This window comes from Chryseobacterium lacus (assembly GCF_003336205.1).
Taxonomy (GTDB): domain Bacteria; phylum Bacteroidota; class Bacteroidia; order Flavobacteriales; family Weeksellaceae; genus Chryseobacterium_A; species Chryseobacterium_A lacus.
On record NZ_QPIE01000001.1, the window covers coordinates 213,895 to 239,658 of the forward strand.

26 protein-coding genes and 3 tRNA genes are annotated in these 25,764 nt (G+C 38.9%); 5 read left to right on the plus strand and 24 right to left on the minus strand.

The window, feature by feature from the left end; translation table 11 throughout:
• Window positions 1-24 precede the first annotated feature (24 nt).
• The 7 genes from porN to DQ356_RS01035 form a co-directional block, all read right to left on the minus strand.
• On the minus strand, window positions 25-957 hold the full coding sequence (porN, locus tag DQ356_RS01005) for a type IX secretion system ring subunit PorN/GldN (RefSeq protein WP_114302599.1): 933 nt from the start codon (window positions 955-957) through the stop codon (window positions 25-27).
• Between the two features lie 23 nt (window positions 958-980).
• The gene (gene porM, locus DQ356_RS01010; protein WP_114302600.1) at window positions 981-2,570 is read right to left on the minus strand and encodes a type IX secretion system motor protein PorM/GldM; all 1,590 of its coding nucleotides are present in this window, start codon (window positions 2,568-2,570) and stop codon (window positions 981-983) included.
• A gap of 47 nt (window positions 2,571-2,617) precedes the next feature.
• Window positions 2,618-3,325 carry a type IX secretion system motor protein PorL/GldL gene (gene porL, locus DQ356_RS01015; RefSeq protein ID WP_114302601.1) on the minus strand — a complete coding sequence of 236 codons (708 nt, stop codon included), beginning with the start codon at window positions 3,323-3,325 and terminating at the stop codon, window positions 2,618-2,620.
• Window positions 3,326-3,366: 41 nt separating this feature from the next.
• Complete coding sequence (gene porK / locus DQ356_RS01020; RefSeq protein WP_114302602.1) at window positions 3,367-4,785, minus strand: T9SS ring complex lipoprotein PorK/GldK; 1,419 nt, start codon at window positions 4,783-4,785, stop codon at window positions 3,367-3,369.
• Window positions 4,786-4,894: 109 nt separating this feature from the next.
• A complete protein-coding gene (gene glmS / locus DQ356_RS01025) occupies window positions 4,895-6,748 on the minus strand; it encodes a glutamine--fructose-6-phosphate transaminase (isomerizing) (protein ID WP_114302603.1) in 1,854 nt (617 codons plus the stop codon).
• Between the two features lie 14 nt (window positions 6,749-6,762).
• On the minus strand, window positions 6,763-8,292 hold the full coding sequence (locus DQ356_RS01030; protein ID WP_114302604.1) for a DUF4270 family protein: 1,530 nt from the start codon (window positions 8,290-8,292) through the stop codon (window positions 6,763-6,765).
• A 10-nt stretch (window positions 8,293-8,302) separates the two neighbouring features.
• Window positions 8,303-9,073 carry a glycogen/starch synthase gene (locus DQ356_RS01035; protein ID WP_114302605.1) on the minus strand — a complete coding sequence of 257 codons (771 nt, stop codon included), beginning with the start codon at window positions 9,071-9,073 and terminating at the stop codon, window positions 8,303-8,305.
• A 190-nt stretch (window positions 9,074-9,263) separates the two neighbouring features.
• Between DQ356_RS01035 and panC the strand changes: the two genes are divergently transcribed.
• Window positions 9,264-10,121, plus strand: a complete 858-nt coding sequence (gene panC / locus DQ356_RS01040; RefSeq protein WP_114302606.1) for a pantoate--beta-alanine ligase — start codon at window positions 9,264-9,266, stop codon at window positions 10,119-10,121.
• Window positions 10,122-10,208: 87 nt separating this feature from the next.
• Here the strand turns inward: panC and DQ356_RS01045 are convergent.
• From DQ356_RS01045 to DQ356_RS01055, 3 genes are all read right to left on the minus strand, one after another.
• Window positions 10,209-10,281 (minus strand) — tRNA-Lys (locus tag DQ356_RS01045).
• A gap of 34 nt (window positions 10,282-10,315) precedes the next feature.
• Window positions 10,316-10,398 (minus strand) — tRNA-Leu (locus tag DQ356_RS01050).
• A gap of 33 nt (window positions 10,399-10,431) precedes the next feature.
• A tRNA-Lys gene (locus DQ356_RS01055) sits at window positions 10,432-10,504 on the minus strand.
• A gap of 104 nt (window positions 10,505-10,608) precedes the next feature.
• Between DQ356_RS01055 and DQ356_RS01060 the strand changes: the two genes are divergently transcribed.
• Window positions 10,609-11,121 (plus strand): shikimate kinase, encoded by a 513-nt coding sequence (locus tag DQ356_RS01060; RefSeq protein ID WP_114302607.1) that lies wholly within the window; start codon window positions 10,609-10,611, stop codon window positions 11,119-11,121.
• Here the strand turns inward: DQ356_RS01060 and DQ356_RS01065 are convergent.
• A complete protein-coding gene (locus tag DQ356_RS01065; RefSeq protein WP_114302608.1) occupies window positions 11,118-11,552 on the minus strand; it encodes an RNA-binding S4 domain-containing protein in 435 nt (144 codons plus the stop codon). The two genes, DQ356_RS01060 and DQ356_RS01065, sit on opposite strands and share 4 nt — an antisense overlap.
• A gap of 56 nt (window positions 11,553-11,608) precedes the next feature.
• Here DQ356_RS01065 and DQ356_RS01070 point away from each other — a divergent pair, with 56 nt between their 5' ends.
• Window positions 11,609-12,319 (plus strand): hypothetical protein, encoded by a 711-nt coding sequence (locus DQ356_RS01070; RefSeq protein ID WP_114302609.1) that lies wholly within the window; start codon window positions 11,609-11,611, stop codon window positions 12,317-12,319.
• 65 nt (window positions 12,320-12,384) lie between these two features.
• Here the strand turns inward: DQ356_RS01070 and DQ356_RS01075 are convergent, their stop codons facing one another.
• The 3 genes from DQ356_RS01075 to ctlX form a co-directional block, all read right to left on the minus strand.
• A complete protein-coding gene (locus tag DQ356_RS01075) occupies window positions 12,385-14,718 on the minus strand; it encodes an ATP-dependent helicase (protein WP_114302610.1) in 2,334 nt (777 codons plus the stop codon).
• A gap of 139 nt (window positions 14,719-14,857) precedes the next feature.
• Window positions 14,858-15,214 (minus strand): SpoIIAA family protein, encoded by a 357-nt coding sequence (locus DQ356_RS01080; protein WP_114302611.1) that lies wholly within the window; start codon window positions 15,212-15,214, stop codon window positions 14,858-14,860.
• 261 nt (window positions 15,215-15,475) lie between these two features.
• Window positions 15,476-16,405, minus strand: coding sequence for a citrulline utilization hydrolase CtlX (gene ctlX, locus DQ356_RS01085; protein ID WP_114302612.1), 930 nt, complete (start codon window positions 16,403-16,405; stop codon window positions 15,476-15,478).
• 133 nt (window positions 16,406-16,538) lie between these two features.
• On the opposite strand from ctlX, the gene DQ356_RS01090 reads away from it, so the two are divergent.
• Window positions 16,539-17,207 (plus strand): copper homeostasis protein CutC, encoded by a 669-nt coding sequence (locus DQ356_RS01090; RefSeq protein ID WP_166413030.1) that lies wholly within the window; start codon window positions 16,539-16,541, stop codon window positions 17,205-17,207.
• On the opposite strand, the gene DQ356_RS01095 is transcribed toward DQ356_RS01090, so the two are convergent.
• From DQ356_RS01095 to eno, 3 genes are all read right to left on the minus strand, one after another.
• The gene (locus tag DQ356_RS01095; protein ID WP_114302614.1) at window positions 17,208-18,122 is read right to left on the minus strand and encodes a dimethylarginine dimethylaminohydrolase family protein; all 915 of its coding nucleotides are present in this window, start codon (window positions 18,120-18,122) and stop codon (window positions 17,208-17,210) included.
• Between the two features lie 118 nt (window positions 18,123-18,240).
• Window positions 18,241-19,527, minus strand: a complete 1,287-nt coding sequence (locus DQ356_RS01100; RefSeq protein WP_114302615.1) for a citrate synthase — start codon at window positions 19,525-19,527, stop codon at window positions 18,241-18,243.
• 218 nt (window positions 19,528-19,745) lie between these two features.
• Entirely contained in the window at window positions 19,746-21,038 is a 1,293-nt protein-coding gene (eno, locus tag DQ356_RS01105; RefSeq protein ID WP_114302616.1) for a phosphopyruvate hydratase, read from the minus strand.
• Between the two features lie 161 nt (window positions 21,039-21,199).
• On the opposite strand from eno, the gene DQ356_RS01110 reads away from it, so the two are divergent.
• Window positions 21,200-21,589, plus strand: a complete 390-nt coding sequence (locus DQ356_RS01110) for a metallophosphoesterase family protein (RefSeq protein WP_114302617.1) — start codon at window positions 21,200-21,202, stop codon at window positions 21,587-21,589.
• 54 nt (window positions 21,590-21,643) lie between these two features.
• Here DQ356_RS01110 and DQ356_RS01115 read toward each other — a convergent pair whose 3' ends face one another.
• The 7 genes from DQ356_RS01115 to rpmJ all read right to left on the minus strand — a co-directional run bounded on the left by DQ356_RS01115 (window position 21,644) and on the right by rpmJ (window position 25,735).
• Entirely contained in the window at window positions 21,644-22,432 is a 789-nt protein-coding gene (locus DQ356_RS01115; RefSeq protein WP_114302618.1) for a DUF3575 domain-containing protein, read from the minus strand.
• Between the two features lie 160 nt (window positions 22,433-22,592).
• Window positions 22,593-23,162: a 50S ribosomal protein L17 gene (gene rplQ / locus DQ356_RS01120; protein WP_114302619.1), complete on the minus strand. Its 570-nt coding sequence runs from the start codon at window positions 23,160-23,162 to the stop codon at window positions 22,593-22,595.
• Between the two features lie 6 nt (window positions 23,163-23,168).
• Window positions 23,169-24,164, minus strand: a complete 996-nt coding sequence (locus DQ356_RS01125; RefSeq protein ID WP_114302620.1) for a DNA-directed RNA polymerase subunit alpha — start codon at window positions 24,162-24,164, stop codon at window positions 23,169-23,171.
• Window positions 24,165-24,196: 32 nt separating this feature from the next.
• Window positions 24,197-24,805 carry a 30S ribosomal protein S4 gene (gene rpsD, locus DQ356_RS01130; RefSeq protein ID WP_114302621.1) on the minus strand — a complete coding sequence of 203 codons (609 nt, stop codon included), beginning with the start codon at window positions 24,803-24,805 and terminating at the stop codon, window positions 24,197-24,199.
• A gap of 25 nt (window positions 24,806-24,830) precedes the next feature.
• On the minus strand, window positions 24,831-25,220 hold the full coding sequence (gene rpsK / locus DQ356_RS01135) for a 30S ribosomal protein S11 (RefSeq protein ID WP_114302622.1): 390 nt from the start codon (window positions 25,218-25,220) through the stop codon (window positions 24,831-24,833).
• A gap of 11 nt (window positions 25,221-25,231) precedes the next feature.
• Window positions 25,232-25,609, minus strand: a complete 378-nt coding sequence (gene rpsM / locus DQ356_RS01140; RefSeq protein WP_114302623.1) for a 30S ribosomal protein S13 — start codon at window positions 25,607-25,609, stop codon at window positions 25,232-25,234.
• A 9-nt stretch (window positions 25,610-25,618) separates the two neighbouring features.
• Entirely contained in the window at window positions 25,619-25,735 is a 117-nt protein-coding gene (rpmJ, locus tag DQ356_RS01145) for a 50S ribosomal protein L36 (protein WP_007839480.1), read from the minus strand.
• Between the last annotated feature and the right edge of the window lie 29 nt (window positions 25,736-25,764).

Genomic DNA, 25,764 nt, shown 5'->3' on the forward strand with positions numbered 1-25,764 from the left:
TTTTTTATTATAATTTAGAATTGATTAGTAATTCCACATTTCGTTTTCCATCGCCAGGATCTGCCCTTTGATTCTGTTGCTTTCTTCAATCTGCTCTTCAGCATTTCTCGGAACATAATCTTTGATCAATCCTTCGCCTAAACCAGCAGAAGATTTGTAGATAACAGAAGAGAATCTTCTTGCGTTCAGCAGATCATCGAAACTGAGATCAGCGGACTGATTTTTTCTGTTATACACTTCATTATTAGCCAAGATTTCTCTTGCATCGGGATAGAAAATCCAAAACAGATCTACTAATTCTTCTTCATCAGACATGATCAAACCTCTTGCTTTTTGAGCGGTAAAAGTAGGATCCGGACCCATTGCAGCTATACCAAGCGGCCTGTACTTCAGTTGTCCGTCTCTTTTATCGATAAACCACATCCCCATCATTTTGATCATTCTTACTTTATCATTGGTGGTTTCGTACACATCGGTATAACGGATGACTTCTTCAGGAGTTAGCTGACGGCCGGACTCGATGATATCGAGAGCTTCATCAGCAATTACTTCGTAGCTCAGTTTTCTTTTAATTCCGTCTGCGTCCAATTTTGTAGTGAAGTTTTCATCGTCGTACACTTCAGTAAACTCCCCGTTCAATGCGCCTTCAAGAAGAATGGTGTACAGAGATTTATTCTGGCGTGAAAATGCATTGGTATTGTTATAATAGAAAGGTTGGTTTACCTTATCATTCAGATCGATAACTTCCCAAACATAGACACTTTTTAGAACATCTCTTTCATCAACATAACCATAAGAAAGCGGCGTTACTTTATTAGAAACCACACTGTCTCCTACGATTTTCATATTGTCGTCACGCAGTTTTCTAAATTCTTCCGGGGATTTAGCGTTGAGAATTGTTTGAGAGAACATCATCCCAGAAACAACCACTAAAAGCGCGCTGATATACTTTTTCATACTGAATTTATTTTTTTACTTTATTACTGAACATTAATCACAATATGGGTAGCTTCTCTACCTGGTGTTACAGGAATTCCCTGAGCAGTGTATTTAATTCCATAAATATGAACAATATCACCTGCACGCAGATTTGATACTACTCCTCGTACAGAAGATAAATCATTTCCTGTTACCGGGATTGCGGCTCTGCCAGGTACTTTTACCAAAAAGCTTGTTACATTAAACGTTACCGGGAAATCGAAATCCGGAATTGCTGCTGTAATTTGCTGATTCGCTATAGATCCAGGAGGCAGGCCTACCGTACCTCTTCCTCTTATTTGCCCTTGTGGTGGCGGAACAGGTTTCACACGGAAATCAAACGTTTTACTTTGCGTTCCTCTTGGGCCGGTTCCGGAGATCGTTAATTTCACTATGTTAGTAGCTCCAGGAACAACAGTCCATTTGCCTGGACCTGCACTTCTTACTGTAGCACCAGAAGCACTAAGAGAAAGTCGGGAATTATCAACACCCAAGATGGAACCTGAAATCGGGTTATCCAAACCACGGTACATTACATTCATTTTATCTGCCGAAACTAAGGCTCCTGTTTCATACTGAACTTCTTTTTGCCCAGCAATAACATTATAAGTATGAGTGAAAGGAACTGTTTCGGTTTTTCCGTCAGCCATCAATACTGATATGCTTCCGCTGAATTTCTTTTCACCTAAACCACTTGTATTCAGGTTAATAAACCCTTTACCATTTTCTTCTCGTTGTACACCAGACATGCTAATCTTATTACTGTTGGAATACGAAGCGAGGAAAACCTCAGCTTCAGCTTTTTCCCCTTGAACGATATCAGTAGGTGCTTTTACAATAGCTTCATACATATTGAACTTAATGCTTGCATCCACTTTTTCCTGTAACATCAGTGCCAATGCATCTGACTGTACATTTCTTGCATCATTCTGGATAATTTCCAGATTTGACAATGCAGCAATGAGGGGCTGATGATAAAACTTAGATTGTAACCAAGTTTTATCTTCCAAAACATTTTCTTTAGGAAACTCTGTTCTTAAAGATTTATTAGCTCTATTCACCAAACTGGCCAGGTTTGCATTCTTACCGAAAGTCTGATTGATATAATTCCTGATATCACTCATCAAAACCTTCAATTCTTCTGCTTTACTGGACTGTTTGGTTTCGTCTCCATCTATGAAGAAATATCTGGTAGTAGGTTCGTTATTATTCAGCGATGCAAAACTTTCACTTAAATCTATCGGAGCTCCAGTTTCAGGATCGGTTTCAAAAAATTCTGATTCTTTCTTCAGCGTAGTCTTAATTCCATCTACATGCGAAACTAAAGCATCAATCTTTTCCTTTAGAACCTGATACTGTTGCCAAGGTTGTTGGTAAGTATCCGGAACTGCGGCAGCTTTTGCTCTCAAAGTTTCCTCAAAAATAACCGTATTCTTTTCTTCGGTCAAAGCCCTAGTCTCTTTAAGAGATTGTGTGGACTCGTAGTATGACCTGATAATTTCCGCATCAATATTGAGGGCCATCATCGCGATGAATACGAGGTACATGAGGTTAATCATTTTCTGACGCGGAGTCTGTTTTCCTTGTGCCATTATTCTCTTTTCTTTTAAATTTTGTTAAATTAGAAATGTACGGGAAATCAGGACTTCATTGCGCTCAGCATACCACCATAAACTCTGTTGAGGCTGTTTAGATTTGAAGTTAATCCTTGTAGTTCTTGATTAAATTTCTCAGATTGTTGGGCAGATTTTTCCAGATCTGCAATATATTTTCTATTATATTCAGACTGCATCTGGCTGTTTTCGATTTGCATTGCATACAGCTGATTCATACTTTCCATGTGCGATGCTGCTTTGTTGAGCTGCTCATTATATTTATGAGTAGAAGCGGATACGTCAACTGTTTGATTGATCTGATCTACAGAACTGGAAAACTTATCAATTCCAGCTCTTAGTCTTTCAAAAAGACTAACATCCAGTTTCGCATCTTCAAGCATTCTGTCCAATTTCTGAGAAAGTGAATTTTCCATTTCTATCATAAGTTCGTGAGAGTTTAATCCTGCAGATACGTTTGCATGAAGCGGGTTTGGTTTGGCATGTTTATCCAATAGTTCCGGATAAACATTTTCCCAAGCATAGTTTTCTTCAGATTTCGGAGGGTCAAAAGCAAATACCGTAAAGATGAATGCTTCTACGAGAAGTCCCACTGTAAGGGCTACGTTACCAGTAATAAAACCGAGATTGATGTGGGTAATTTTCAACCAAGCACCTAGAATTACGATGGCTGCCCCCATTGAATAAATGAAATTATATATTCCTTCTTTTGTTGCAAAAACTTTTTTTAACATATGATTAGGCTGTTTTTAATGATGATTTATTTGAGTTTAAATTAGTTGCTTCTTCTTCTTGGTTTTACTGCTGCTTCAGGAATATCTTGTACTGTTCTGAATCCGATATAACTTCTCGCAGAATCTTTACGTTCCCAGTCTCTGGAACCTGTCATCAGCATGTAACCGATATCTTTCCAAGAACCTCCTCTTACAGATTTTCTGGTATCTGTATGATTTTTAGTAGATGGATTCAATGTATTGGAGAATCCATAGGAAGAATTACTGTATTGAGAATCTGTCCATTCGGCTACGTTACCCGCCATGTCATATAATCCATATCCATTCTTTCTGAATTTCTTCACCGGAGCAGTATAGGTATAAGTTCCTAATTTATCATCTTCAATATAACTGCCTCTTTTTGGTTTGAAGTTGGCCAGATAACATCCTCTGTCATCCATTAAATAAGGTCCTCCCCAAGGAAAAGTAGCATTTTCAAGACCTCCTCTCGCTGCATATTCCCATTCTACTTCTGTAGGAAGACGGAAACTCATTGGTCTTTGTTTTTTTCTTCTTAAACTCTGGTTGTAATCTGTTTTCAGCTTGGTACGGAAATCACAGTACGCTCTTGCCTGATCCCAAGTTACTCCTACAACCGGATAATTTTTATAAGCGTTATGCCAGAAATATTGTTCAAATAAGGGTTCATTATAAGAATAATTGAAATCTTTTACCCATACTGTCGTATCAGGATAGATGGCCAAGCTTTCTCTTTTCAGGAAATTAGCACCTCTTTCGTTTTGTTGGATAGCAGTGTTGTGATCTTCCCATACATAAGAATAGGTAAGTTTGGAAGCATCAATAATTCTCTGATTGCCAATTCTTTGAGATGCAGGAAGATACATGGATTCCAATACTTCCGCATATTCTACATCCGGGTAATTTGAAGTATTCCAATGAAGCGGAATGCTCCAGTCCAATCTTCTGGAACCGTTCACACCCTCATCTCTTCCTCCCTGAGATTCAAGATATTCCTGATAAGGGCTCATTTCTTCGTCTTCTTCAAAAATCATGTAAGCATAATCTCCGATGCTTTGTCCTCTTCCGGTACCATCGCCACCTTCACCTGCAGCTTCCGCCAACAGTGTTCTTGCAATAGAATCCCTTACATAGTTTATAAAAACCCTGTACTCTGCATTGGTTGTTTCTGTTTCATCGATAAAGAAAGAAGACACTGTAACAGTTTTCAGAGCGGCTCTTTCAGGCATATTCATCATATCCTGATCTGCCATTCCTACAACAAAAGATCCAGAAGGGATTGAGACCATTCCAAAAGGCCTTTCCGCTACGAAGCTTCTTGCTCTTTCCTTGGGTATCAATTCTCCTTTTGTTCCGGGTTTTCCGGCAGAACTTCTGCCTCCTGAACAAGATACTACTACAGTTACTGACGCTGATAATAATAAAAGAAATATCCTTTTCATGTTAATTTTTATAATTAAGCGGTAAATATATAATTTTTTTAAGAAACTTTTAAGATTTATTTTGAAAAACGAAAAAAATCTTAGATTATTTTGCTCCCTCAGGCTTTTTTTACTCTACAGTAACGGATTTTGCGAGATTCCGAGGCTGATCTACATTGGCTCCCCGATACACTGCAATATAGTAAGACAGCAACTGAAGCGGGATGGCTGCTACGATGGGAGAGAAACATTCCGACGTGTCCGGAATTTCAATTACATAATCTGCGATAGCACTTACCTGAACATCTCCTTTGTTTACGACTGCAATAATTTTTCCTTTTCTTGCTTTTATTTCCTGAACATTACTTACAATCTTATCATAATGTCCTCTTTTCGGTGCGATGATCACAATCGGCATATTCTCGTCAATAAGCGCAATAGGACCATGTTTCATTTCTGCCGCGGGATAACCTTCTGCGTGAATGTAAGAAATTTCTTTCAGTTTCAGGGCGCCTTCTAAAGCTGAAGGATAATTATATCCCCGTCCAAGATACAGAAAATTCTGAGCATTGATGAAATCTTTTGAAATTTCTTTTACTTTATCGTGTGTAGATTCAAGAACTTCTTCTATTTTTTTCGGAATAGCGTCCAGTTCAGTAATCAGTTCCACGAATTTCACATTGCTGAGCGTGCCGTTGTGTTTTCCAAGTTTGATGGCAATCAAAGAAAGAATGGTAAGTTGGGCAGTAAATGCTTTAGTAGAAGCTACTCCGATTTCCGGACCTGCATGGGTATAGGATCCTGCATCCGTAATTCTGGCGATAGAGGAATCTACCACATTACAAATTCCATAAATAAAAGCACCCTTTTCTTTGGCCAATTTCAAAGCCGCCATTGTATCGGCGGTTTCTCCCGATTGTGAAATAGCAATTACAACATCTTTTTCAGTAATAATCGGATTACGATACCTGAATTCAGAAGCGTACTCTACTTCCACAGGAATCCGAGCAAATTCTTCAATAAGATATTCCCCGATGAGCCCGGCATGCCACGAAGTACCGCAAGCGATGATGATAATTCTGCCAGCATTGCTGAATTTCTCCAGATGATCCCAAATTCCGGCCATTTTGATGATTCCTTCATCTACTAAAAGCCTTCCTCTCATGGTATCCTGAATGGATTTCGGTTGCTCGAAAATTTCCTTCAGCATAAAATGCTCATACCCTCCTTTTTCAATTTGCTCAAGATTAAGCTTCAGTTCCTGAATAGCAGGTTCTATTTTTGAATTATCAGTGATAGATCTTATATCGACACCATTTTCTAACGAAATCGTTGCCATGTGTCCTTCTTCAAGGTAAATGGCATCTCTTGTAAACTCCACGAATGGGGATGCATCGGAAGCAATGAAATACTCATTCTCACCCAAACCGATGGCTAGTGGAGAACCTAATCTTCCTACTACCAAAACGCCGGGGAAATCTTCGTGCATCACAGTGATAGCGTAGGCTCCGTAGACTTCGTTCAATGCATAACGTACCGCCGTAGGAAATTCCAGCGCAGGCTGGGTATCCATGAAATATTGAATAAGATTGACAAGAACTTCCGTATCTGTTTCTGACTGAAAGGTAAATCCATGGCCTGAAAGCATGGTTTTGATGGTATCGTAGTTTTCAATAATACCATTGTGTACCAGTGCTATTTTGCCGTTGTTGGAAAGATGCGGATGCGAATTTCTATCGCTTGGCACGCCATGGGTAGCCCATCTTGTGTGTCCCATTCCTACATGAGCTCTTCCTTTCAGATGTTCTGATACTGCAACTAGATCATCAACTTTTCCTTTTGTTTTCGCCACAGCAAGGGTATCCTCATTACTGTCCAGCACAATGCCGGCACTGTCATACCCTCTATACTCAAGTCTCCTAAGGCCGTTAATTACTACAGAATACGCATCCTGAAAGCCTGTATATCCTACAATTCCACACATAGTTATTGTTTTTTTTATTTAGTTCCGTATATAACTTTTAATTGAATCTTTTTAGTATTCCCGGGATCTGTTCCTACTAAAACAACGCGATTTGGAGTATAAGAACGGCTGTCAAATCGATAGCCATAATATTTACCTGTATTGGGATCTACCCTGAATTCTCCAGCATGAATTATAAAATCTTTGTTAGGTGCTTCTGACTCTATAATTTCTTTTAAAGTCTGCGTAACAGTGAAATCGTAATAGCCGGGATTTTTATCCAGATCAAAAGCCTTTACCAAACTGAACTGAGGAAGCTGAGCAAAAGATGCGAGTTCCGGAAGAAAATCGGTTGCTCCTTTTTGGAGAAACACGAAAGATGTAGGTTTCTGAAACTTGTTGTTCCAAGCAATTTCATCAGTATATACTCTGATTTTGGCACCCATGATGCCAATTTTATCATTTTTGAATTTATCTTTTAACGTTGCAATTACTGAAGCCGGAATAGAAATACCTGCACTTGGGCCTCCCATTCCCTGTAAATACAATTTAGGATCGCCCGTTACTGTATTGCTGGAAGAAGCTGGAGGAATGGTAGCAACAGGAGTATCAATTCTATTGTAGGTATACAATCCGATGTGTGCATTCGGTGCGCCCATGGTAAATTTGAATGAACTCTGCGGACGGGTAACCGTTCCGTTTTCGGTTTTATCAGATTTATAATACATGATAATTTCCGCAGATTCAGGAGTGAATCTAAACAAATACCCATCATTTTCGTCCACGGAAAGTCTCACTCCTCTGAAATAGCGAATGAAACTGGCCGCGTCTTTCAAGTCTGCTGATCCTTGTTTGGCAATAATTTTAGTCTGAAAAAACGTTGGATTCATGGGAATTCTAAGGCTGGCTTCATGGCTCCAGATACTGCTGTTATCAGCATCTTTAGTAATAGAAGTGGAATACACTTTTCCATCGAAGAGTTTGTGGCCTATTTCTGAACCATAATTCACGGTTTTATTAGAATATGAAATATCAGAACCTGCTGCTAAAAAATCTGTTACTTCGTGCACTCTGATATTGAAATTGGTATTGCCATTTATTTTGGTTTTTCCATATTTATAAACCGGATAAGCATTCACTATTTTTTTTGCAGCGATGTTGCCATCTGGATGAATATAATTTTCATCGGTGCTTGTCGTTACTGAATCTGAAGCATACAAAGGTTTAATAACCATCACAACAGAATCTACCACTGCATTGTCCCCAAAAACGGGATCGAAAAGTGAAGGGCGAAGTTGTGACACAAACGCCGTTTTCTGCATTCCGAAAATTCCTTCTGAAAACGCACCCAGAGTGGCCAATGGAATCTCCTGTGCATCACTCCTCACGGTATCATTATTATTAATATTATAAGCGATAAGGTCATACTGCACTTCCGTTCCGTCTGCGCCGTCAAAAAACTGTTCACCTAACGCATCAGCTTCGGGTTCACAATTATATAAAAAAACACTTCCGAAAACAATTACAGAAGCGATTTGAAAAATATTTTTTATATTTTTAATCATCAATTCAAATTTAGTATAATTTTTTTATAGAATTTTCATCCAGATATTCAGATTTTTGAGCAGTCGTATTTTCAAAAGCTTTATTCAGTTCGCCTTCCAGAAACTCATCCCCTTTCACAACTACGTCTGCATAGCTCATGCTTTCTATTACAACATTTTGAAAATCTGGCGCTTCAACAGCGTTGAAATTACTGATTTTATCGAATTTTAATTTTTCTTTAATATCATCTTCCAAAAGTAAATTTTCCTCGTTGTAAAGGGACATTACAATTTTGGTGTCTTTAAAATAATAGTCGCTTTTATAATAATTCTTAAGATAAATAGGAATGAGCGACGACATCCATCCGTTTAGGTGAATAACATCCGGAACCCAATTTAGTTTCTTTATGGTTTCGATTACCCCTCTTGCGAAGAAGATTGCTCTTTCACCATTATCATCATAAGTATTCCCTTCTTCATCTTTATAAAAATATCTTCTTTTGAAATACTCTTCATTGTCGATAAAATATACCTGCAGACGCTCCCCTGGAAGTGAAGCTACTTTAATGATAAGAGGCTGATCCAGATCATTGATAATAATATTCATTCCGGACAAGCGTATAACTTCATGCAGCTGGAACCTTCTCTCGCTAATAGAGCCGAAACGAGGCATAAATACTCTCACATCATTGCCTTCACCATGCATTTGAAGAGCCATTTTGCTCACCATCGATGCAAGATTACTCTCTTCTTGATAAGGGTATAATTCGGTAGTAATGTACAATATTTTCTGATTCTGCATATGTTCTTTCTTATCGGTCTTTTAGTGTATAGACCCATTAAGTTGCAAAAATACAAAATTTTAATGTATTTAATTCTAATTAACATATTTTAATAGTAGATACTATGAACGCCGAACAAATAAAAAAAGAAAAAAGAAAGCTACGGCGTACTTAATATTTTTATAATTTTACCCACTTTAATCGTACATCATGCAGATTATAAAAAGCCGGAAAGAATTAAAAAGATTCATTCTACAGCATAAGAAATCCAAAAATACCATAGGATTCGCACCAACGATGGGAGCCCTTCATCCCGGACATATTTCCCTTTATGAAGTGGCCAGAACAGAGAACGATGTGGTTGTATCGTCCATTTTTGTCAATCCTACACAATTTAATAATCCTGATGACCTGGAAAAGTATCCACGAACTTTGGAGAACGATCTTCAGACACTCGAAACCTCCGGATTTGTAGACGCGGTTTATCTTCCAGAAATAAAGGATCTGTATCCAAACGGTGCAGTAAGTCGACAATACAATTTTGAGGGCATTGAAATGGAAATGGAAGGTGCTTCCCGCCCTGGCCATTTTGATGGTGTAGGTACGGTAGTGGAAGAGCTTTTTCGACAGGTGCAACCGGATAACGCTTACTTTGGCGAGAAAGATTTCCAACAGTTGGCCATCATCAAAAAATTAACAGAAATCACCCAGCTTTCTGTGAAAATTCATGGGGTACCTACAGCCAGAGAAACGGATGGGGTTGCTATGAGTTCCAGAAATAAAAGACTTACGGAACACGGGCGAAAAACAGCTGAAATTATTCCCAATACTTTACATAAGGTTCAACAATGGTTTGGAAAGCTCAGCATTCCGGAAATCAATCAAAAAGTAAAAGAAATATTTGAAAATGAACCGGAGATCAGGATGGAATACTTCACCATTGCTGATGAACAGACGCTCAGAAAAGTTGAAATTATACAAAAAGATCACCAGTACAGAGCCTTTCTTGTAGTGGTGATAGGCGACGTAAGATTAATTGACAATATGCAATTGAGCTATAACCTATAAAATATCAAAAGCCCTCCTGACGGAAGGCTTTTGAACACCAAATCACAAAATATTAATATGAAAAAAATTTACTTTTCAGCAAATTCGTGACCTGGCTGGGATTCGAACCCAGGACCCATACATTAAAAGTGTATTGCTCTACCAGCTGAGCTACCAGGTCTTAGAGCGTGCTCTAAATGATCGTTTTTGTGTTGTGCCTGCGACTGGACTCGAACCAGCACATCCATAGGAAACCACCCCCTCAAGATGGCGTGTCTACCAATTTCACCACACAGGCAAAAACCGTATTAAATACGGATTTTGTGGATCGTGACCTGGCTGGGATTCGAACCCAGGACCCATACATTAAAAGTGTATTGCTCTACCAGCTGAGCTACCAGGTCGGCCATTTTCCTAACAGAATTTCTTCTGTTTTTAAAAGTGGTGCAAAGATAAAGATTTTTTTAGTTTCTCAAAATTTTTTAGGTAATTTGTACAAACAAGACAAATGATTATTTCGCTACTCGGCTATATGGGCTGCGGCAAAACACACATATCCAAACGGTTGAGCCGTGAATTGAACTACAATTTTATCGATCTGGATACAGCGATTTCCCGGAAAAACAAGCTCAGCATTCCCGATATTTTCAAACAAAAGGGAGAAATATTTTTCCGACAGCAGGAAAGAGCAGTTCTGGAAGAGATTTTAGCCACTCGCAAAGATGGTATATTGAGCTTGGGCGGAGGCACTCCTGCATATTACAATAATATGGAAGTTATCAATCAAAATTCTGTGAGTTTTTATCTGCAGACTTCTGTACCGATATTGACCGAAAGACTTTTGAGACAAAAGCACAAACGCCCACTGATTGCTCGGATTCCGGATGAAGACCTTCCTGAATTTATCGCTAAACATTTGTTTGAAAGAATTCCTTTTTACAGCAAAGCTCAGTTTACAATTAACACATTAGGCAGAGAATCGGATGCTATCATCGCGGAAATTATTTCCAGAATATATTAAAGCTCATTCTCAGCACTGTTCCCTCCGAAAAAAAAATCTTCCCAATCGGTGTTATCATCATCCGGACTGTCCGAAATAAATTCGCTGAGTTCTCTGCGGTCTTTCTTGGTGGGCCTGCCTTCTCCTTTATTTCGGTAATAACTTTGCTCAGACCTACGCATTTTCAACAGTTCGTACTGGTCTTTTTCGGTGTGATCTTCGATGTACAGCGGAACAAGCTTGGCTCCCACTCTGCTTTTTGGAATCTGAACAACTTTAATCGTATACAGTATCTGGTTTTTTCTGATCCTGATAATTTCGCCTGCTTTCACCTCTTTAGAGGACTTTACAGGACTATCTCCGATGGAAACCCTGTTCTTTTTTATTTCATCTGCAGCCAAAGACCGCGTTTTATACAACCGGATACACCATAAAAATTTATCAATTCTCATATTTTTTTATACTTTTGCCTGATACAAATTTTCAGCAATTTAATTATTAATTTAAAATGAAAAAATTATTCCTATATAGTTGTTTGGTACTGGCAGCCGTTTCCTGCAGAAAAGAAGATGATGAGGAGCCCTACAAGGAGCCTGAGAACATTGAAACGCAAAATGCTTACGACGACCAGGCTATTCAAAAATATCTGGAAGGCCATTATTTGGACGATCGCGGGCTTATTGTCCCCTTCAGCGCTACCGATCCTGCGGATGACAATAACACCAAATTATCTGAAATGAATCCTCAGAAACTCAGTTCCGGTGTGGTGTATATCGTTCGTCCCAATGCACAGCCCGATCCGGGAACTGCCATCGGAAGCACCGATATCATCAGAATCATGAGCAAAACATACTCTCATCTGGCTGTTGAATCCAATGGTTCTGTATCTTTCACTTCGCCGATAGCTTTCAGAAGCAGTGTGGACGGTACCGGAGTTCCGGAAGTTGATCCTAAATATTATTTTGTGAGCGACTCTGAAGCCAGCAATGCAGGGAAAACAAAGGATTATTATGAGATTGAAGGTTTTAGGGAAGCTTTACAACATTTTCGTGCTTTCAACATGGATGATGTTGATAATTATAATATGCAGGGAATTATCATCGTTCCATCACGTGCTGTTTTCGCCAGAGACAGCTATTATCCTTACGTGAATTATTCCATGAGAAACAGAAGTCTGGTTTTTAATTTCCAAGTGTATAAAACCACTCCAAGACCATAAAAAAATAAGGCTGCTCGGTTTCGGACAGCCTTTTATTTTTTGCTTAATTCCTTCTGAATTTTTCTTTAAATTTTTGTAAGTTTTGCAAATTTCAGGATCAGATTTTTCTCTCCTTCATGCTGAAAAACCACTTTGGCTTTAATGTTTTGAGGATCGGTACCGTCTAAAAAGGTAACTTCTCCGATGCCAAAACGATCATGGCGAACCTGATCGCCCACTTCAATATCCTGTGAACTTTGTCCGCTTGGATTAATAATTCTGGCCGTAGCTACCGGTTTCAGATTCCGGGACATGGTTTTTGGTGTTTCCTCGTTCCGTTCTATTTTCTTCTTGGGATCCAGCTTTTTGAAAGAACGGGCATCTGCCGGCATTTCATCGAATATGTTTGATTTTAAACCAGAATGGTTCACAAATCTGCTTTCCATAGCAGGATTGATGAATTCCAAAAACTCACTGTTCACTTCGCTCAGGAAACGGGAAGGTTCGGCATCCGTAATTTTCCCCCATTGAAACCGCGAAATGGCATACGTGAAAAACGCCTGTTTTTCTGCGCGGGTAAGCGCAACGTAAAATAATCGCCGTTCTTCTTCCAACTCTTCGCGGGTGGAGGAACTCATAAAACTCGGAAAAAGATTTTCTTCCAATCCCACCAAATGAACCACCGGAAATTCCAATCCTTTCGAAAGGTGAATGGTCATCAGCGAAACTTTATCCCTGTCATCATCTTTAGTATTATCCTGATCTGTAGACAGGGCAATGCTTCCTAAAAAATTGCTCAGTCCCGGATCGCCATCTTCCACCTGTTGCTGTTCATCGATAAATCCGCGCATGGAATTCAGCAATTCCTGAACATTTTCTACACGCGAAATGCCTTCGGGAGTTTGATCGTCTTTCAGGAATTTTATCAGGCCGCTTCTTTTGGCCACTTCCATTGCGACGGTGTAAGCATCTTCAGTTTTCAGCATCACCTCGAAGGCTTTAATCATTGCCCAAAAATCTGCAAGTTTAGTGAGAATCCCGTTATTCAGGCCCAACTGAGGCGAATAAAAACCCAGATTATCCAAAACTTTCGATACCGAAATATTCTGAGAATCTGCAAAAACAATCAGTTTATTCTGTGAAGTTTCTCCTATTCCCCGTGCAGGATAATTGATGACTCTCGACAGCGCTTCGTTGTCATTTTCATTCACCAAGAGACGAAGATAGGCCAACAAATCTTTTACTTCTTTCCTTTGATAGAACGACAAACCGCCATAAACACGATAAGGAATATTTTTTTTTCGGAGTGAATCTTCAAAAGCTCTCGTCTGAGAATTGGTGCGGTAGAGAATCGCAAAATCACTGAATTTTCTTTGCTGAGAGTTATGAAGTTCCCAAATATTGGCGGCGACAAATCCGGCTTCATCGGCATCAGAAAGTGCACGATAGACCTTTATTTTTTCGCCGGTTTCATTTTCACTGAAAACATTTTTTTTAAACTGCTGTACATTCTTCGAAATCACCGCATTGGCCGCATCCACAATATTCTGAGTGGATCTGTAATTCTGTTCCAGCGAAACAGTGACCGCATCTGGATAATCTTTTTTAAAATTCAGAATATTATAAATATTGGCGCCCCGAAATGAATAAATAGACTGCGCATCATCGCCTACCACACAAATATTTTCAAATTTAGAAGCCAGCGCTTTTACAATGAGATATTGCGAATGGTTAGTATCCTGATACTCGTCTACCAAAATATAACGGAACCTGTCCTGATATTTCGCTAATACTTCAGGAAACCTTGTTAGCAACTCGTTGGTTCGCAACAGTAAATCATCAAAATCCATCGCTCCGTTTCGAAAACAGGATTCTACATACTTTCCGTAAATCTGTCCAAGATATTTCATGTTGGCTCTTTCATCAGCCTCCATCAGTTCGGGATTATTGAGATAGGCTCTTACGGTGATAAGATTATTTTTATATGCTGAAATCCTCGACATAACCTTTTTTGGTTTATAAAGATCAGCATCAATATTTAATTCTTTGATTACTTTTTTCAAAACATTCAGGGAGTCCTGAGTATCATAAATGGTAAAATTGGACGGAAATCCCAGAAGATGTGCTTCGCTACGCAGAATTCTTGCAAACACGGAGTGAAACGTACCCATCCAGATGCTTTTCGCATCGCTTTCTCCCACGACTTTTCCGATCCTTTCCTTCATTTCACGAGCTGCCTTGTTGGTAAATGTCAGCGCCAGAATATGAAATGGACTCACCCCATTGGTAATAAGATGGGCAATTCTCATAGTGAGAACTCTTGTTTTCCCAGAACCGGCACCGGCAAGAACCATAAGCGGCCCTTCGATCATGGTAACGGCTTGATACTGTGCTTCATTTAACCCCTGAAGATACTTCATTTAAGAACAATTTTGAAATACAAAAGTAGGCTTTTGAAAGGAGAATTCAAAGTTGAAGAACCAGCGCATGGATTGCTTAAAAAAAACAATTGCAGGATCGTAAAACCTGCAATTGATTGAGAAAAGAGAGAGAGAAATTTTAATTCATAAGCCAAGTAATGGCATCTTGCTCTTCAGATTTTTTGAAAATCTTATAATCTCCAATCATGAATTTTTGGAAATTCTTCACGTGAGTCGATAAACGGTCACAGTCGGTAATAAAAGCGGTTTTGTTCCAACAGCAGCGTTTCTGTACACGACGGATGGCATCTTCAAACCAAACTCCGAAGTCACCTTCCGGATCATTTTCAATAACGTACATGAAGTGCAGTTTCGGATTTTTTTCCGTTTTCTGAGATACTTCCGGGAGTATTTCCTTTGCAAAATCGTTTCGGGAAATTCGGGAAAATTTGAACCCAAGAACGCTTTCAGGAAGATTGATTATTCTTTTAACCATGGCAATGTGATTTGATGCCTAAAGATAGTCAATATTTTTCTACACAACGAAACAAGTAACAAAACTTAACATTGATAACTATCTATTTAACAATACGTTAACATCATAAAATATTTGCAGATTATAATAAATAATCAATATTATGTAAATTGATGAGGATTGAATTTTCTTTTTTAAGTATCAAAGACTGGGCAAATATGCAATCCGCCAAAAAACAAAAACCGCCAGATCGTGACGGTTTTGCAATTATAAATTTTAAATTTATCCTCGTGTTTTGGGAAGGAAAACCTCCGCCAACATACAGCGGGCGCTGCCACCTCCATTGGTTTCTATCGTGCTAAGATTGGAATAAATAATCTCACAATAACTCTGAATTCTATCAATCTGGTCCTGTGTTAAAGAATAATAAGCCGTTTCGCTCATGACAAGAAATTTCTTGCCTTCAGAATTGTGAACCTGCAGCATATTTCCGGCAAAATTCTGCATCTGTTCTTCTGAAATTTCGATCAATTCCTTTCCTGATCTCTTAATGGTTTCCTGCACTTTTTCACGTTCTATTTCATCATCAATAGAATCCAGGCAAATTACTACAAACCGATCCGCAACACACATCATCACATTGGTATGATAAATGGGCAATCTTTCATTCCCCGCATTTTGAAAGGAATGAAAAACAATAGGTTCATAACCGATTTTTTGGCAAAAATCCATGAAAAGTTCTTTATCCAAGCGCAATGAAACAGATCCATACGCTAACTTATAATCATGGTCGAAAATAATACTTCCCGTTGCTTCCAGAAACTTTCCGTCGGATTCCGTATGGGAAATATCAATGATTTCTTTTATTTGAAAACCGTGGCTTTGCACTTCCTCCAGAATTTCTGGCCTCCGTTCGTCCCGTCTGTTGGGTGCAAACATTGGATAAAGAAATACCTTTCCGTCGCTGCCAAAACTCACCCAATTATTAGGAAAAATGGAATCCGGAGTATGAGGTTCCAAAGTATCTTTCACGGTAATTACGTTGATTCCTTTTTCCCGGAGCTTTGAAACAAAGTTCTGAAATTCCTCTAAAGCCTTCCGTTGGGTGTTTTCGTTTTCAGTATTGATTTGGAAATAATTATTTTCTGCGGTTTGTTCATTATATCCGAACGCTATCGGCTCTATCATAAGAACAGTATCTGTTGTTTGCATATTTGATTTTATATTGAAATACAAAATTACTCATAATAAACCAGAAACAGAAACAGGGCAGCGGCTGAAATCCTAAAAAAAAACTTCCTTTTCCAAACGCAATTCATTATCTTGCATACCATAAATATTCCCGGTGAAAGGCTTTCTTGAAATTATTTGTTTTGAAATCACTTCTGCGGAAACTGCATTGCAGTCGGTGGCCGATCGAATTGTTTTCGCGGCGGAACGTTCGTGGGGAGGAATTACGCCTAATATTGACGAATTTCGCTATCTGAAAAACAAATATACAAAACCAATTTACGTACAGATTTCTCCGCAAAGTGAAGCTTTCCTATGTTCAGATGCAGAATTTCATCAAATGAAAAGCGACCTTCTCGATTTTAAAAAGTCTGGTGCCGACGGTTTTGTTTTTGGAATTCTGAATCGCGGAAACCAAATTGATTCGGAACGAAATCAGGAACTCATTTCCTTGACAAAACCTCTTCCGTGCACATTTTCGAACGCTGCCGATCATACTCCGGATTTGAAAGAAACTGTGGAACAATTGGTGCGATTAGGTTTTCACGGCGTGATTACTTCGGGCGGCAAAAAAGATGTACGTAAATCAAAAACCGAACTGAAAGATCTCATTGAACTTTATTCTCACCGCATCAACATTCTCATCAACGGAAATATTTCTTCAGAAATAATCGCTGAAATAAAAAATGAAACCGGAGCACGCTTTTTTCACTCCACAGCGATTCCTCCTTATGAAAGTTATGTAAATGAGGATGAAATTAAAAAAATGAAAATGCAGTTGTAATTATTCGCGAACCAGCGGCATGGTGGAACATCTGAGCAATCCTCCCATTTTGGAGACCTCGCGATACGGCACTTCCTCTACCGTCATTCCCCATTCATTTCGAAGGAATTCGTTCATTCTGGTAAAACTACTGTCGGAAACCACAACTTCCGGAGAGATGGAAAAAATATTCGGGTACATTTCGAACATCTCCTGATCTGTCACCTGAAAACAATTTTCTTCGCCGAAAATATCAAGAATCAGTTGATAATCGCTTTCATCAACAAAACCATCTTTGTAAATAATACATTTGTCTTTCCCGACCGGATTGAACGTACAATCCAGATGCAGAATACCCTGATAAGGAACAGTATCGTTTTTCTTCAGGTCGAAATCAATAATCCTTTTTTTAGGGAAATATTCTTTCAGGATATTGATGGCGTATTCGTTGGTACGCGCAGTTTTATAATTCCGGTAATCCTCGCTGAAGCAGGTTCCGATAAACAGAAAATCGTTCCATACAATCACGTCTCCGCCTTCTACATGGGCAGATTCCGGAAGATTAATGATATCGCGCCATTTTACTTCTTCGAAGATTTTTTTATAAGCGTCCTGCTCATCGGCTCTGTCGGCAATAACATTGGAAATGATCATTTTATCATCAATCACAAAGGCGACATCTCTGGCAAAAACCTGATTGTAATCTTCAATAATATCTGGCCGAAAAACATTGACTTCGTATTTTTTAAGCACTTTTTCAAAGGCGGTCATTTCGTTAATGATATCTTCTTCCCGGGGATAAATATTATTCTGAATAGAATGGAATGATTTTGCATCATAGCTTTCCTCCAAAGCAGGAATTCCGCCCATGGAACGGGGCTGTCCCAGTACAACTGATGATAATTTTCCTGTTTCGTTTTTGATATTAAGTTTCATAAAAATGCGCTGGTTACAAAGATACTGAAAGGTTTTTGATGGTGAAAACCGATTTTTTTTGAATTTGAGGATGAAATAAAAAGAACCTCTCAGATGTGAAAGGTTCTTTAAATAATTTTTATCTGTTTACGATATCTATATAATCGCGTTTCTGGGCACCTTGGTACACCTGTCTTGGCCTTCCGATCGGATCGCCTTTCAAGCGCATTTCCTTCCACTGAGAAATCCATCCTGGCAATCTTCCCAACGCAAACATTACGGTGAACATTTCTGTAGGAATTCCTAATGCTCTGTAGATAATTCCGGAGTAGAAGTCTACATTCGGATACAGTTTTCTGCTTACGAAATAATCGTCTTCCAACGCAACTCTTTCCAACTGCATTGCGATATCCAAAGCTTTATCATTGATTCCCATTGCATTCAGCAAGTCATCTGCTGCTTTTTTAATGATGGTCGCTCTCGGGTCAAAGCTTTTGTAAACTCTGTGGCCGAAGCCCATCAATCGGAAATTATCGTCTTTATTTTTCGCTTTTTCTACATATTTTGCAACATCGCCTCCGTCCTGTTCAATCATTTCCAGCATTTCGATCACAGCCTGATTGGCACCGCCGTGAAGCGGGCCCCAAAGTGCAGAAATTCCGGCCGATACTGAAGCGAACAATCCCGTGTGTGCAGAACCTACCATTCTCACGGTAGAAGTAGAACAATTCTGTTCATGATCAGCATGAAGTATTAATAATTTATCCAGCGCTTCGACTACAACAGGATTCATTACAAATTCCTCATTCGGGCGGCGGAAGCACATTCTGTAGAAATTCTCCACATAATTCAGGCTATTATCTCCGTGGTTGATCGGGAAGCCCATTCTTTTTCTGTACGTCCACGCACAAAGGTGAGAGAATTTGGCAATCAGCATTTCGGCAGCATGGTCTAAATCTTCTTTAGAATTTACATTGACTGCTTTTGGATTAAACGCCGTTAACGCTGAAGTCAGGGAGGATAAAACTCCCATAGGATGCGCCGAGCGAGGGAAAACATCGATAAGACGCTTCATTTCATCGGCTACAAAATTGTATTTTTTAATTCCAGTTTCGAAATTATCGAACTGCTCCTTGTTCGGCAACTCGCCGTGAAGCAGCAGATACATTACTTCTGTGAAATTTGATTTTTCTGCAATTTGCTCAATCGGATAGCCTCTGTAATACAGTTCACCCTGATCTCCATCAAGATAAGTGATTTCACTGACGGTTGCGCCTGTATTTTTATATCCTAAATCCAAAGTAATGAGGCCTGTCTGATCTCTCAGTTTTGAAATATCAATACCTCTGTCTCCGATGGTGCTTTCTACAACGGGGTATTCGAAAGATTGCCCGTCGTAATTCAATATAACTTTGTTCTGTGACATTTTGTTGAAAAATTTTTGTTAAAATTACGGAAAAACCGTTTAATAATAAAACTTCCGGACGCCATACTGATGTTTTTTTTCTATTTGCACTATTAATTTTCTTTAAAAAAATGAGCAAGAAAATAAAATACAGAATAGCTTTCTGATAATCAAACGCTTAAAATGAAAAACATCAGAATGCGGATTCTGATGTTTTAAAAAATAAATTTTGTTAATATTTATCTGCTCACTTTAAAAGTATCCATTCCGGGAAAAATGGCTGTATCACCTAAAGCTTCTTCAATTCTGAGCAGCTGATTGTACTTCGCCATTCTGTCTGAACGGGAAGCGGAACCTGTTTTGATCTGTCCGCAATTCATCGCGACGGCAAGGTCTGCAATGGTAGAATCTTCGGTCTCGCCGGATCTGTGGGACATTACAGAAGTGTAGCGGTTATGCTGTGCCATTTGTACCGCAGCCATGGTTTCAGAAAGTGAACCAATCTGATTTACTTTTACAAGAATGGAGTTCGCTACACCCTCTTTAATTCCTCTTGAAAGCCTTTCTACATTGGTAACAAATAAATCGTCGCCAACGAGTTGTACATTTTTTCCAATTTTATCGGTCAGCATTTTCCAGCCTTCCCAGTCGTCTTCGTGCATTCCGTCTTCGATGGAAATAATTGGATATTTTGAGGAAAGTTCCGCCAGATAAGAAACCTGTTCTTCCCTGCTTCTGTGTGCTCCTTTGTCTCCTTCAAATTTTCTGTAATCGTAAGATCCTTCTTTGTAAAATTCCGAAGCAGCACAGTCTAAGGCCAACATAATATCATCACCCGGTGTATAACCTGCTTTTTCGATAGCCTGCAACAGGGTATCCAACGCGTCTTCTGTCCCGTTGAAAGTTGGTGCAAAACCACCTTCATCCCCTACAGCGGTAGAAAGATTTCTGCTCTTTAAAATAGATTTCAGGCTGTGGAAAATTTCAGTTCCTTTTCTTAAAGCGTGAGAAAAAGACTCTGCTTTTACCGGCATAATCATAAATTCCTGAAAGGCGATAGGCGCATCGGAATGCGAACCTCCGTTGATAACATTCATCATGGGAACGGGCAAAGTATTAGCATTGACACCGCCGACATATTTGTAAAGCGGAAGCCTGAGTTCTGTTGCAGCAGCTTTGGCAGCAGCAAGTGAAACGCCCAAAATCGCGTTGGCTCCTAAGTTTCCTTTATTTCCCGTATTGTCCAGATCAATCATGATCTGATCAATAAGATTTTGTTCAAAAACCGGGAGACCAATAAGTTCCGGAGCGATGATTTCACGGACATTTTCTACTGCTTTTAAAACTCCCTTTCCCAGATAATCTGAACCGCCGTCGCGCAGTTCTACAGCTTCATGCTCACCTGTAGAAGCACCTGAAGGAACGGCAGCACGGCCCATTGCGCCGCTTTCGGTGAACACATCTACTTCTACTGTGGGATTTCCTCTGGAATCAAGAATCTGCCTTGCCTCAACGTACGAAATGTAACTCATGTTTAAATTGTTGTTTTTGGTTTGTAATAATTTTTAACTACTATCTAAGTTTCGCAAATTTAATGATTATTTGGCTGAAACTAAAGCTTATTGGCAGGTTTGCCCTGAAATTTTCATGATAATTTTCTTACTTTTGAAGAGTATAATCCAAAATGAATAGTATGAAAAAATCTGTTATCGTGTTCGCTGTATCTCTTGCCTTTATTGCAAGCTGTACGAAAGAATCCGGAAATTCCGGCGTGATTAAAAATAAATCTTCAGATTCCACCACCGCAGTTTTGCAGGAAGCTGCACCGGAAGTTCAGGAAGAAACCCACCGTTACGTGGCGGAAGACGGCACTAATGCGAACGTAACTTTCGGTACTGCAGAAGACGGAAATTACATCAGCATCTTGAGCAATAATAAAACGATTCGCGCAAATGAAAAAGAAAAACTGCCTTATGGTGCTGTTTATGAAACTCACGATATTGTAGTACGTTCGGAAGACAACCGAATCACCATCACTCAGGAAAATAATATTATTGAACTGAAGAAAGCAGGAACTCCTTAAATCCATCAAAAAAGCCACTCAAAAAAGGTGGCTTTTATTATTTATTTTGATTTCTTAAAATCGATAACCTACCGACAATCCGAATCGGAGTCCCGCCCATGGTCCGTCGAGTTTGGCAGTTGCACCATTTTCATTGGCTGTGGCATGAATTTTCACCAACGGAACATCCAGTTTATTTAATTCTTCCTGAAGATCAGCCTGCTCTTGTGGACTTAGTTTCAGACCTTTACTGGAAGCAACCAAATCTCCATTGGAAAACCCGTAATGGCCTCCGATAATTGAAAAGTCAATTACCCAGTTTTGTTTTGCTCCCAAAATCCATTGGTTACCAATCATCAAACCAAAACTATTGGCTGAAATATTTCCTGACATATCAACCGGTATTTTTTGTTCAAACGGAACTCCGCCAACTACAATCTCGGTAGTAAATTCATACTGGTAATTGCTCATATCAATTTTAGAAAAACGGTAATAAGGCGCAAGATAGAATCCTCTGCCAAAACCTCTTTTATTCAAGTAAATTCGGGGTTCCAAGGTAAATGAATTGTAAGACATATCAATATGTTTGATGTCTCCTAAATCTTCTCCTTTCAGAAAAGATTCAACATAAGGTACCTTTCCTTTTGGAATAAAAGTATACGTTGCGCTGACAGAAAATTTCTTATTGATAACTCTTTCATAAGTAAGATTAATGTTTCTGAAAGCATAGGCAGTAACATTCGTTTTGATGATGTTTTTGCCCATTTCCGGAGTAAGTTCGTCTAAAGAATCAACTTCTGAATTCTGAGAATACATCAGTGCACCGGACAACAGTGCGATAATCGCGATAAGTTTAAGTTTCATAGTCTTGTTTTTTTTAGCATTAATAAATTTTAACTTGAATTTTTTTTCATAACATTAGCAAAATTAATTCTTTTTATCTTATAAACAATACGCCTTTTGTATGATTTTATACAAAAAACGCCGCAAATATTTGCGGCGTTTATAATTATGTTAAATTGTCTTACTCCTTATTTTCAGGAGCATCAGCGTTTGGTTCTTCTGTTTCGGCTGTAGTTTGTGGCTCTTCAACTTCTGTTTTAGCTTCCATTGCAGCAGTTTCCGCTTCCGCGGCTGCAGCAGTTGGCATAGTAGCTACTGCTTCTTTTTTAGGCGCAGCAGATCTTCTGCTTCTTCTGGTTGCTTTTTTCTCCTCTTCATTCGGATTGTAGATTTCGTTGAAATCCACAAGTTCTATCATTGCCATATCAGCAGCATCGCCTGCTCTGAATCCGGTTTTGATGATTCTTGTATATCCACCGTTTCTTTCTGCAATCTTAGGAGCTACAGTTCTGAAAAGTTCAGCAACAGTTTCTTTACTTTGCAGGTAAGAGAAAACTGTTCTTCTATTGTGTGTTGTATCTTCTTTAGCTTTAGTTAAAAGAGGTTCAATATATACTCTCAGCGCTTTCGCTTTTGCAACAGTGGTATTGATTCTTTTATGCTCAATTAGAGAACAAGCCATATTAGAAAGCATTGCTTTTCTGTGGGGTGCAGTTCTTCCTAAGTGATTGATTTTTTTACCGTGTCTCATTGTTTATTATTTATCAGCGTCTAACTTATATTTGGCAACGTCATAACCGAAGTTAAGACCTTTTGAGTGTACTAATTCTTCTAATTCAGTCAGAGATTTTTTACCAAAATTCCTGAATTTCATGAGATCAGACTTGCTATAGGCCACCAGTTCGCCCAGAGTTTCTACCTCCGCAGCTTTCAGGCAGTTCAGAGCTCTTACGGAGAGATCCATATCTGCAAGTTTGGATTTGAGAAGTTGTCTGGTGTGGAGGGTTTCTTCATCATACTGGATGGATGCTTTCACGGCTTCTGTTTCCAGAGTAATTCTTTCGTCAGAGAACAGCATGAAATGATAGATCAGAATCTTGGAAGCTTCTGTTAAAGCATTCTGAGGAGTAATAGAGCCATCAGTTTCAATATCCAGTATTAATTTCTCGTAGTCTGTTTTTTGCTCAACACGATAGTTTTCAATCGCATACTTTACTTTCTTGATCGGAGTAAAGATGGAATCAATCGCAATAGTTCCGATAGGAGCATTGTTAGATTTATTCTGTTCTGAAGGAACATATCCTCTTCCCTGTTCAATATCTAAAGTTATTTCAAAAGTAACGTCTTTATTAAGATTACAGATTACCAGATCCGTATTTAAAACCTCGAAGCCATTCATAAATTTCCCCAGATCTCCGGCAGTGATAACTGTTTTTCCGGTGATCTTAGCAGTTACCTGCTCATTGGTTGGTTGCTCTACAGTGGCTTTCAGGCGAAGTTGTTTCAGATTAAGAATAATTTCTGTTACATCTTCTATAATACCTGGAATTGTCGAAAACTCGTGCTCTACACCCTCTATTTTAATAGAAGAAATAGCATATCCTTCAAGAGAAGAAAGTAATACTCTTCTCAAAGCATTACCGATAGTAAGTCCGAAACCTGGTTCCAGCGGCCTGAATTCGAACTGGCCTTTGAAATCATCAGAACTTAAAAGAATTACTTTATCGGGTTTTATGAATTGTAAAATTGCCATATTATTGGTTGAGCAAAGGTTGTTTAAAATTATTATTTGTTGTAAAGTTCTACGATAAGCTGTTCCTTGATGTCTTCAGGAATCTGAATTCTTTCAGGAGCAGAAAGGAAAGTTCCTTCTTTTTTCTCATCGTTGAACTGCAACCATTCGTAGTTGGATTTGGAAGCTAGGGCGTCCGCTACCACTTCGAGGGATTTTGATTTTTGTCTTACAGCCACTACATCACCAGCTTTCAGCAAATATGACGGGATGTTTACCAGCTCGCCGTTTACGGTAATATGTCTGTGAGAAACCAATTGGCGGGCACCTGCTCTGGTTTTTGCAAATCCTAATCTATATACTACGTTGTCCAATCTGGATTCACATAGTTGCAAAAGGATTTCACCAGTAACACCACTTGCTCTGGATGCTTTTTCAAAAAGATTGGCGAATTGTTTCTCCAGAATTCCGTAGGTATATTTCGCTTTTTGCTTTTCGTTCAGCTGTACTGCGTACTCTGATTTTTTAGCTCCTCTTCTTTTGTTGAGGCCGTGTTGTCCCGGTGGTTGGTTTTTTCTTTTCTCGAAGTTTTTGTCATCTCCGAAGATTGCAACACCAAATTTTCTTGCAATCTTAGTTTTTGGTCCAATATATCTTGCCATATTATTTAAAATTTAAACCTGTAGATTATACTCTTCTTCTTTTTGGTGGTCTACAACCGTTGTGAGGCATTGGAGTCACATCTACGATTTCACTTACTTCTATTCCGGAGTTGTGAATGGTTCTGATAGCAGATTCTCTACCTGCACCAGGTCCTTTTACAAAAACCTTTACTCTTCTCAAGCCTGCTTCATGCGCTACTGTAGCACAATTTTCGGCTGCCATTTGTGCAGCAAAAGGGGTATTCTTTTTAGAACCTCTGAATCCCATTTTACCAGCTGATGCCCAAGAGATTACTTCTCCGTTTTTATTCGTTAAAGAAATAATAATATTATTGAAAGATGCCTGGATATGTGCTTCTCCGATAGCTTCTACTTTTACTTTTCTTTTTTTAACTACTTTAGTTTGCTTTGCCATAATTCTAACGATTATTTACTTGCTTTTTTCTTGTTAGCAACAGTTTTTCTTCTTCCTTTACGGGTTCTAGAATTGTTTTTCGTTCTTTGGCCTCTTAAAGGTAATCCAAGTCTGTGACGTATTCCTCGTTGGCATCCTATGTCCATTAATCGCTTAATGTTCAATTGCACTTCAGAACGCAGTTCACCTTCAACTTTAATGTTGTCTGTGATGTAGTTTCTGATGGCAGCCAATTCATCGTCATTCCATTCGTTGACTTTCTTGTCTTCGCTAATACCGGCAGCTTTCAGAATTTCAGAAGATGTACTTCTTCCAATTCCGTAGATATAAGTTAAGCCGATAACGCCTCTTTTGTTTTTTGGTAAATCAATACCGGAAATTCTCGCCATAATTTAATTTTAGCCTTGTCTTTGTTTAAATTTGGGGTTTTTCTTGTTGATTACAAACAGAACGCCTTTTCTGCGAACGATTTTGCAATCAGCACTTCTTTTTTTAATAGATGCTCTAACTTTCATTTGTTTTTCTTATTGTCTTTTCAAAGGTC

Bases quoted from the DNA above. Each gene is read 5' to 3' on its own strand.
- porL (WP_114302601.1), bottom strand. From the start codon at position 3,325: ATGTTAAAAAAAGTTTTTGCAACAAAAGAAGGAATATATAATTTCATT.
- porM (WP_114302600.1), bottom strand. From the start codon at position 2,570: ATGGCACAAGGAAAACAGACTCCGCGTCAGAAAATGATTAACCTCATG.
- DQ356_RS01065 (WP_114302608.1), bottom strand. From the start codon at position 11,552: ATGAGAATTGATAAATTTTTATGGTGTATCCGGTTGTATAAAACGCGG.
- DQ356_RS01095 (WP_114302614.1), bottom strand. From the start codon at position 18,122: ATGAAACTTAATATCAAAAACGAAACAGGAAAATTATCATCAGTTGTA.
- DQ356_RS01110 (WP_114302617.1), top strand. From the start codon at position 21,200: ATGAAAAAATCTGTTATCGTGTTCGCTGTATCTCTTGCCTTTATTGCA.
- DQ356_RS01115 (WP_114302618.1), bottom strand. From the start codon at position 22,432: ATGAAACTTAAACTTATCGCGATTATCGCACTGTTGTCCGGTGCACTG.
- rpsM (WP_114302623.1), bottom strand. From the start codon at position 25,609: ATGGCGAGAATTTCCGGTATTGATTTACCAAAAAACAAAAGAGGCGTT.
- panC (WP_114302606.1), top strand. From the start codon at position 9,264: ATGCAGATTATAAAAAGCCGGAAAGAATTAAAAAGATTCATTCTACAG.
- DQ356_RS01035 (WP_114302605.1), bottom strand. From the start codon at position 9,073: ATGCAGAATCAGAAAATATTGTACATTACTACCGAATTATACCCTTAT.
- rpsD (WP_114302621.1), bottom strand. From the start codon at position 24,805: ATGGCAAGATATATTGGACCAAAAACTAAGATTGCAAGAAAATTTGGT.
- eno (WP_114302616.1), bottom strand. From the start codon at position 21,038: ATGAGTTACATTTCGTACGTTGAGGCAAGGCAGATTCTTGATTCCAGA.
- DQ356_RS01125 (WP_114302620.1), bottom strand. From the start codon at position 24,164: ATGGCAATTTTACAATTCATAAAACCCGATAAAGTAATTCTTTTAAGT.
- porK (WP_114302602.1), bottom strand. From the start codon at position 4,785: ATGAAAAGGATATTTCTTTTATTATTATCAGCGTCAGTAACTGTAGTA.
- DQ356_RS01080 (WP_114302611.1), bottom strand. From the start codon at position 15,214: ATGGTTAAAAGAATAATCAATCTTCCTGAAAGCGTTCTTGGGTTCAAA.
- rpmJ (WP_007839480.1), bottom strand. From the start codon at position 25,735: ATGAAAGTTAGAGCATCTATTAAAAAAAGAAGTGCTGATTGCAAAATC.
- porN (WP_114302599.1), bottom strand. From the start codon at position 957: ATGAAAAAGTATATCAGCGCGCTTTTAGTGGTTGTTTCTGGGATGATG.
- DQ356_RS01070 (WP_114302609.1), top strand. From the start codon at position 11,609: ATGAAAAAATTATTCCTATATAGTTGTTTGGTACTGGCAGCCGTTTCC.
- ctlX (WP_114302612.1), bottom strand. From the start codon at position 16,405: ATGCAAACAACAGATACTGTTCTTATGATAGAGCCGATAGCGTTCGGA.
- rplQ (WP_114302619.1), bottom strand. From the start codon at position 23,162: ATGAGACACGGTAAAAAAATCAATCACTTAGGAAGAACTGCACCCCAC.
- DQ356_RS01030 (WP_114302604.1), bottom strand. From the start codon at position 8,292: ATGATTAAAAATATAAAAAATATTTTTCAAATCGCTTCTGTAATTGTT.
- DQ356_RS01060 (WP_114302607.1), top strand. From the start codon at position 10,609: ATGATTATTTCGCTACTCGGCTATATGGGCTGCGGCAAAACACACATA.
- DQ356_RS01100 (WP_114302615.1), bottom strand. From the start codon at position 19,527: ATGTCACAGAACAAAGTTATATTGAATTACGACGGGCAATCTTTCGAA.
- DQ356_RS01075 (WP_114302610.1), bottom strand. From the start codon at position 14,718: ATGAAGTATCTTCAGGGGTTAAATGAAGCACAGTATCAAGCCGTTACC.
- rpsK (WP_114302622.1), bottom strand. From the start codon at position 25,220: ATGGCAAAGCAAACTAAAGTAGTTAAAAAAAGAAAAGTAAAAGTAGAA.
- glmS (WP_114302603.1), bottom strand. From the start codon at position 6,748: ATGTGTGGAATTGTAGGATATACAGGCTTTCAGGATGCGTATTCTGTA.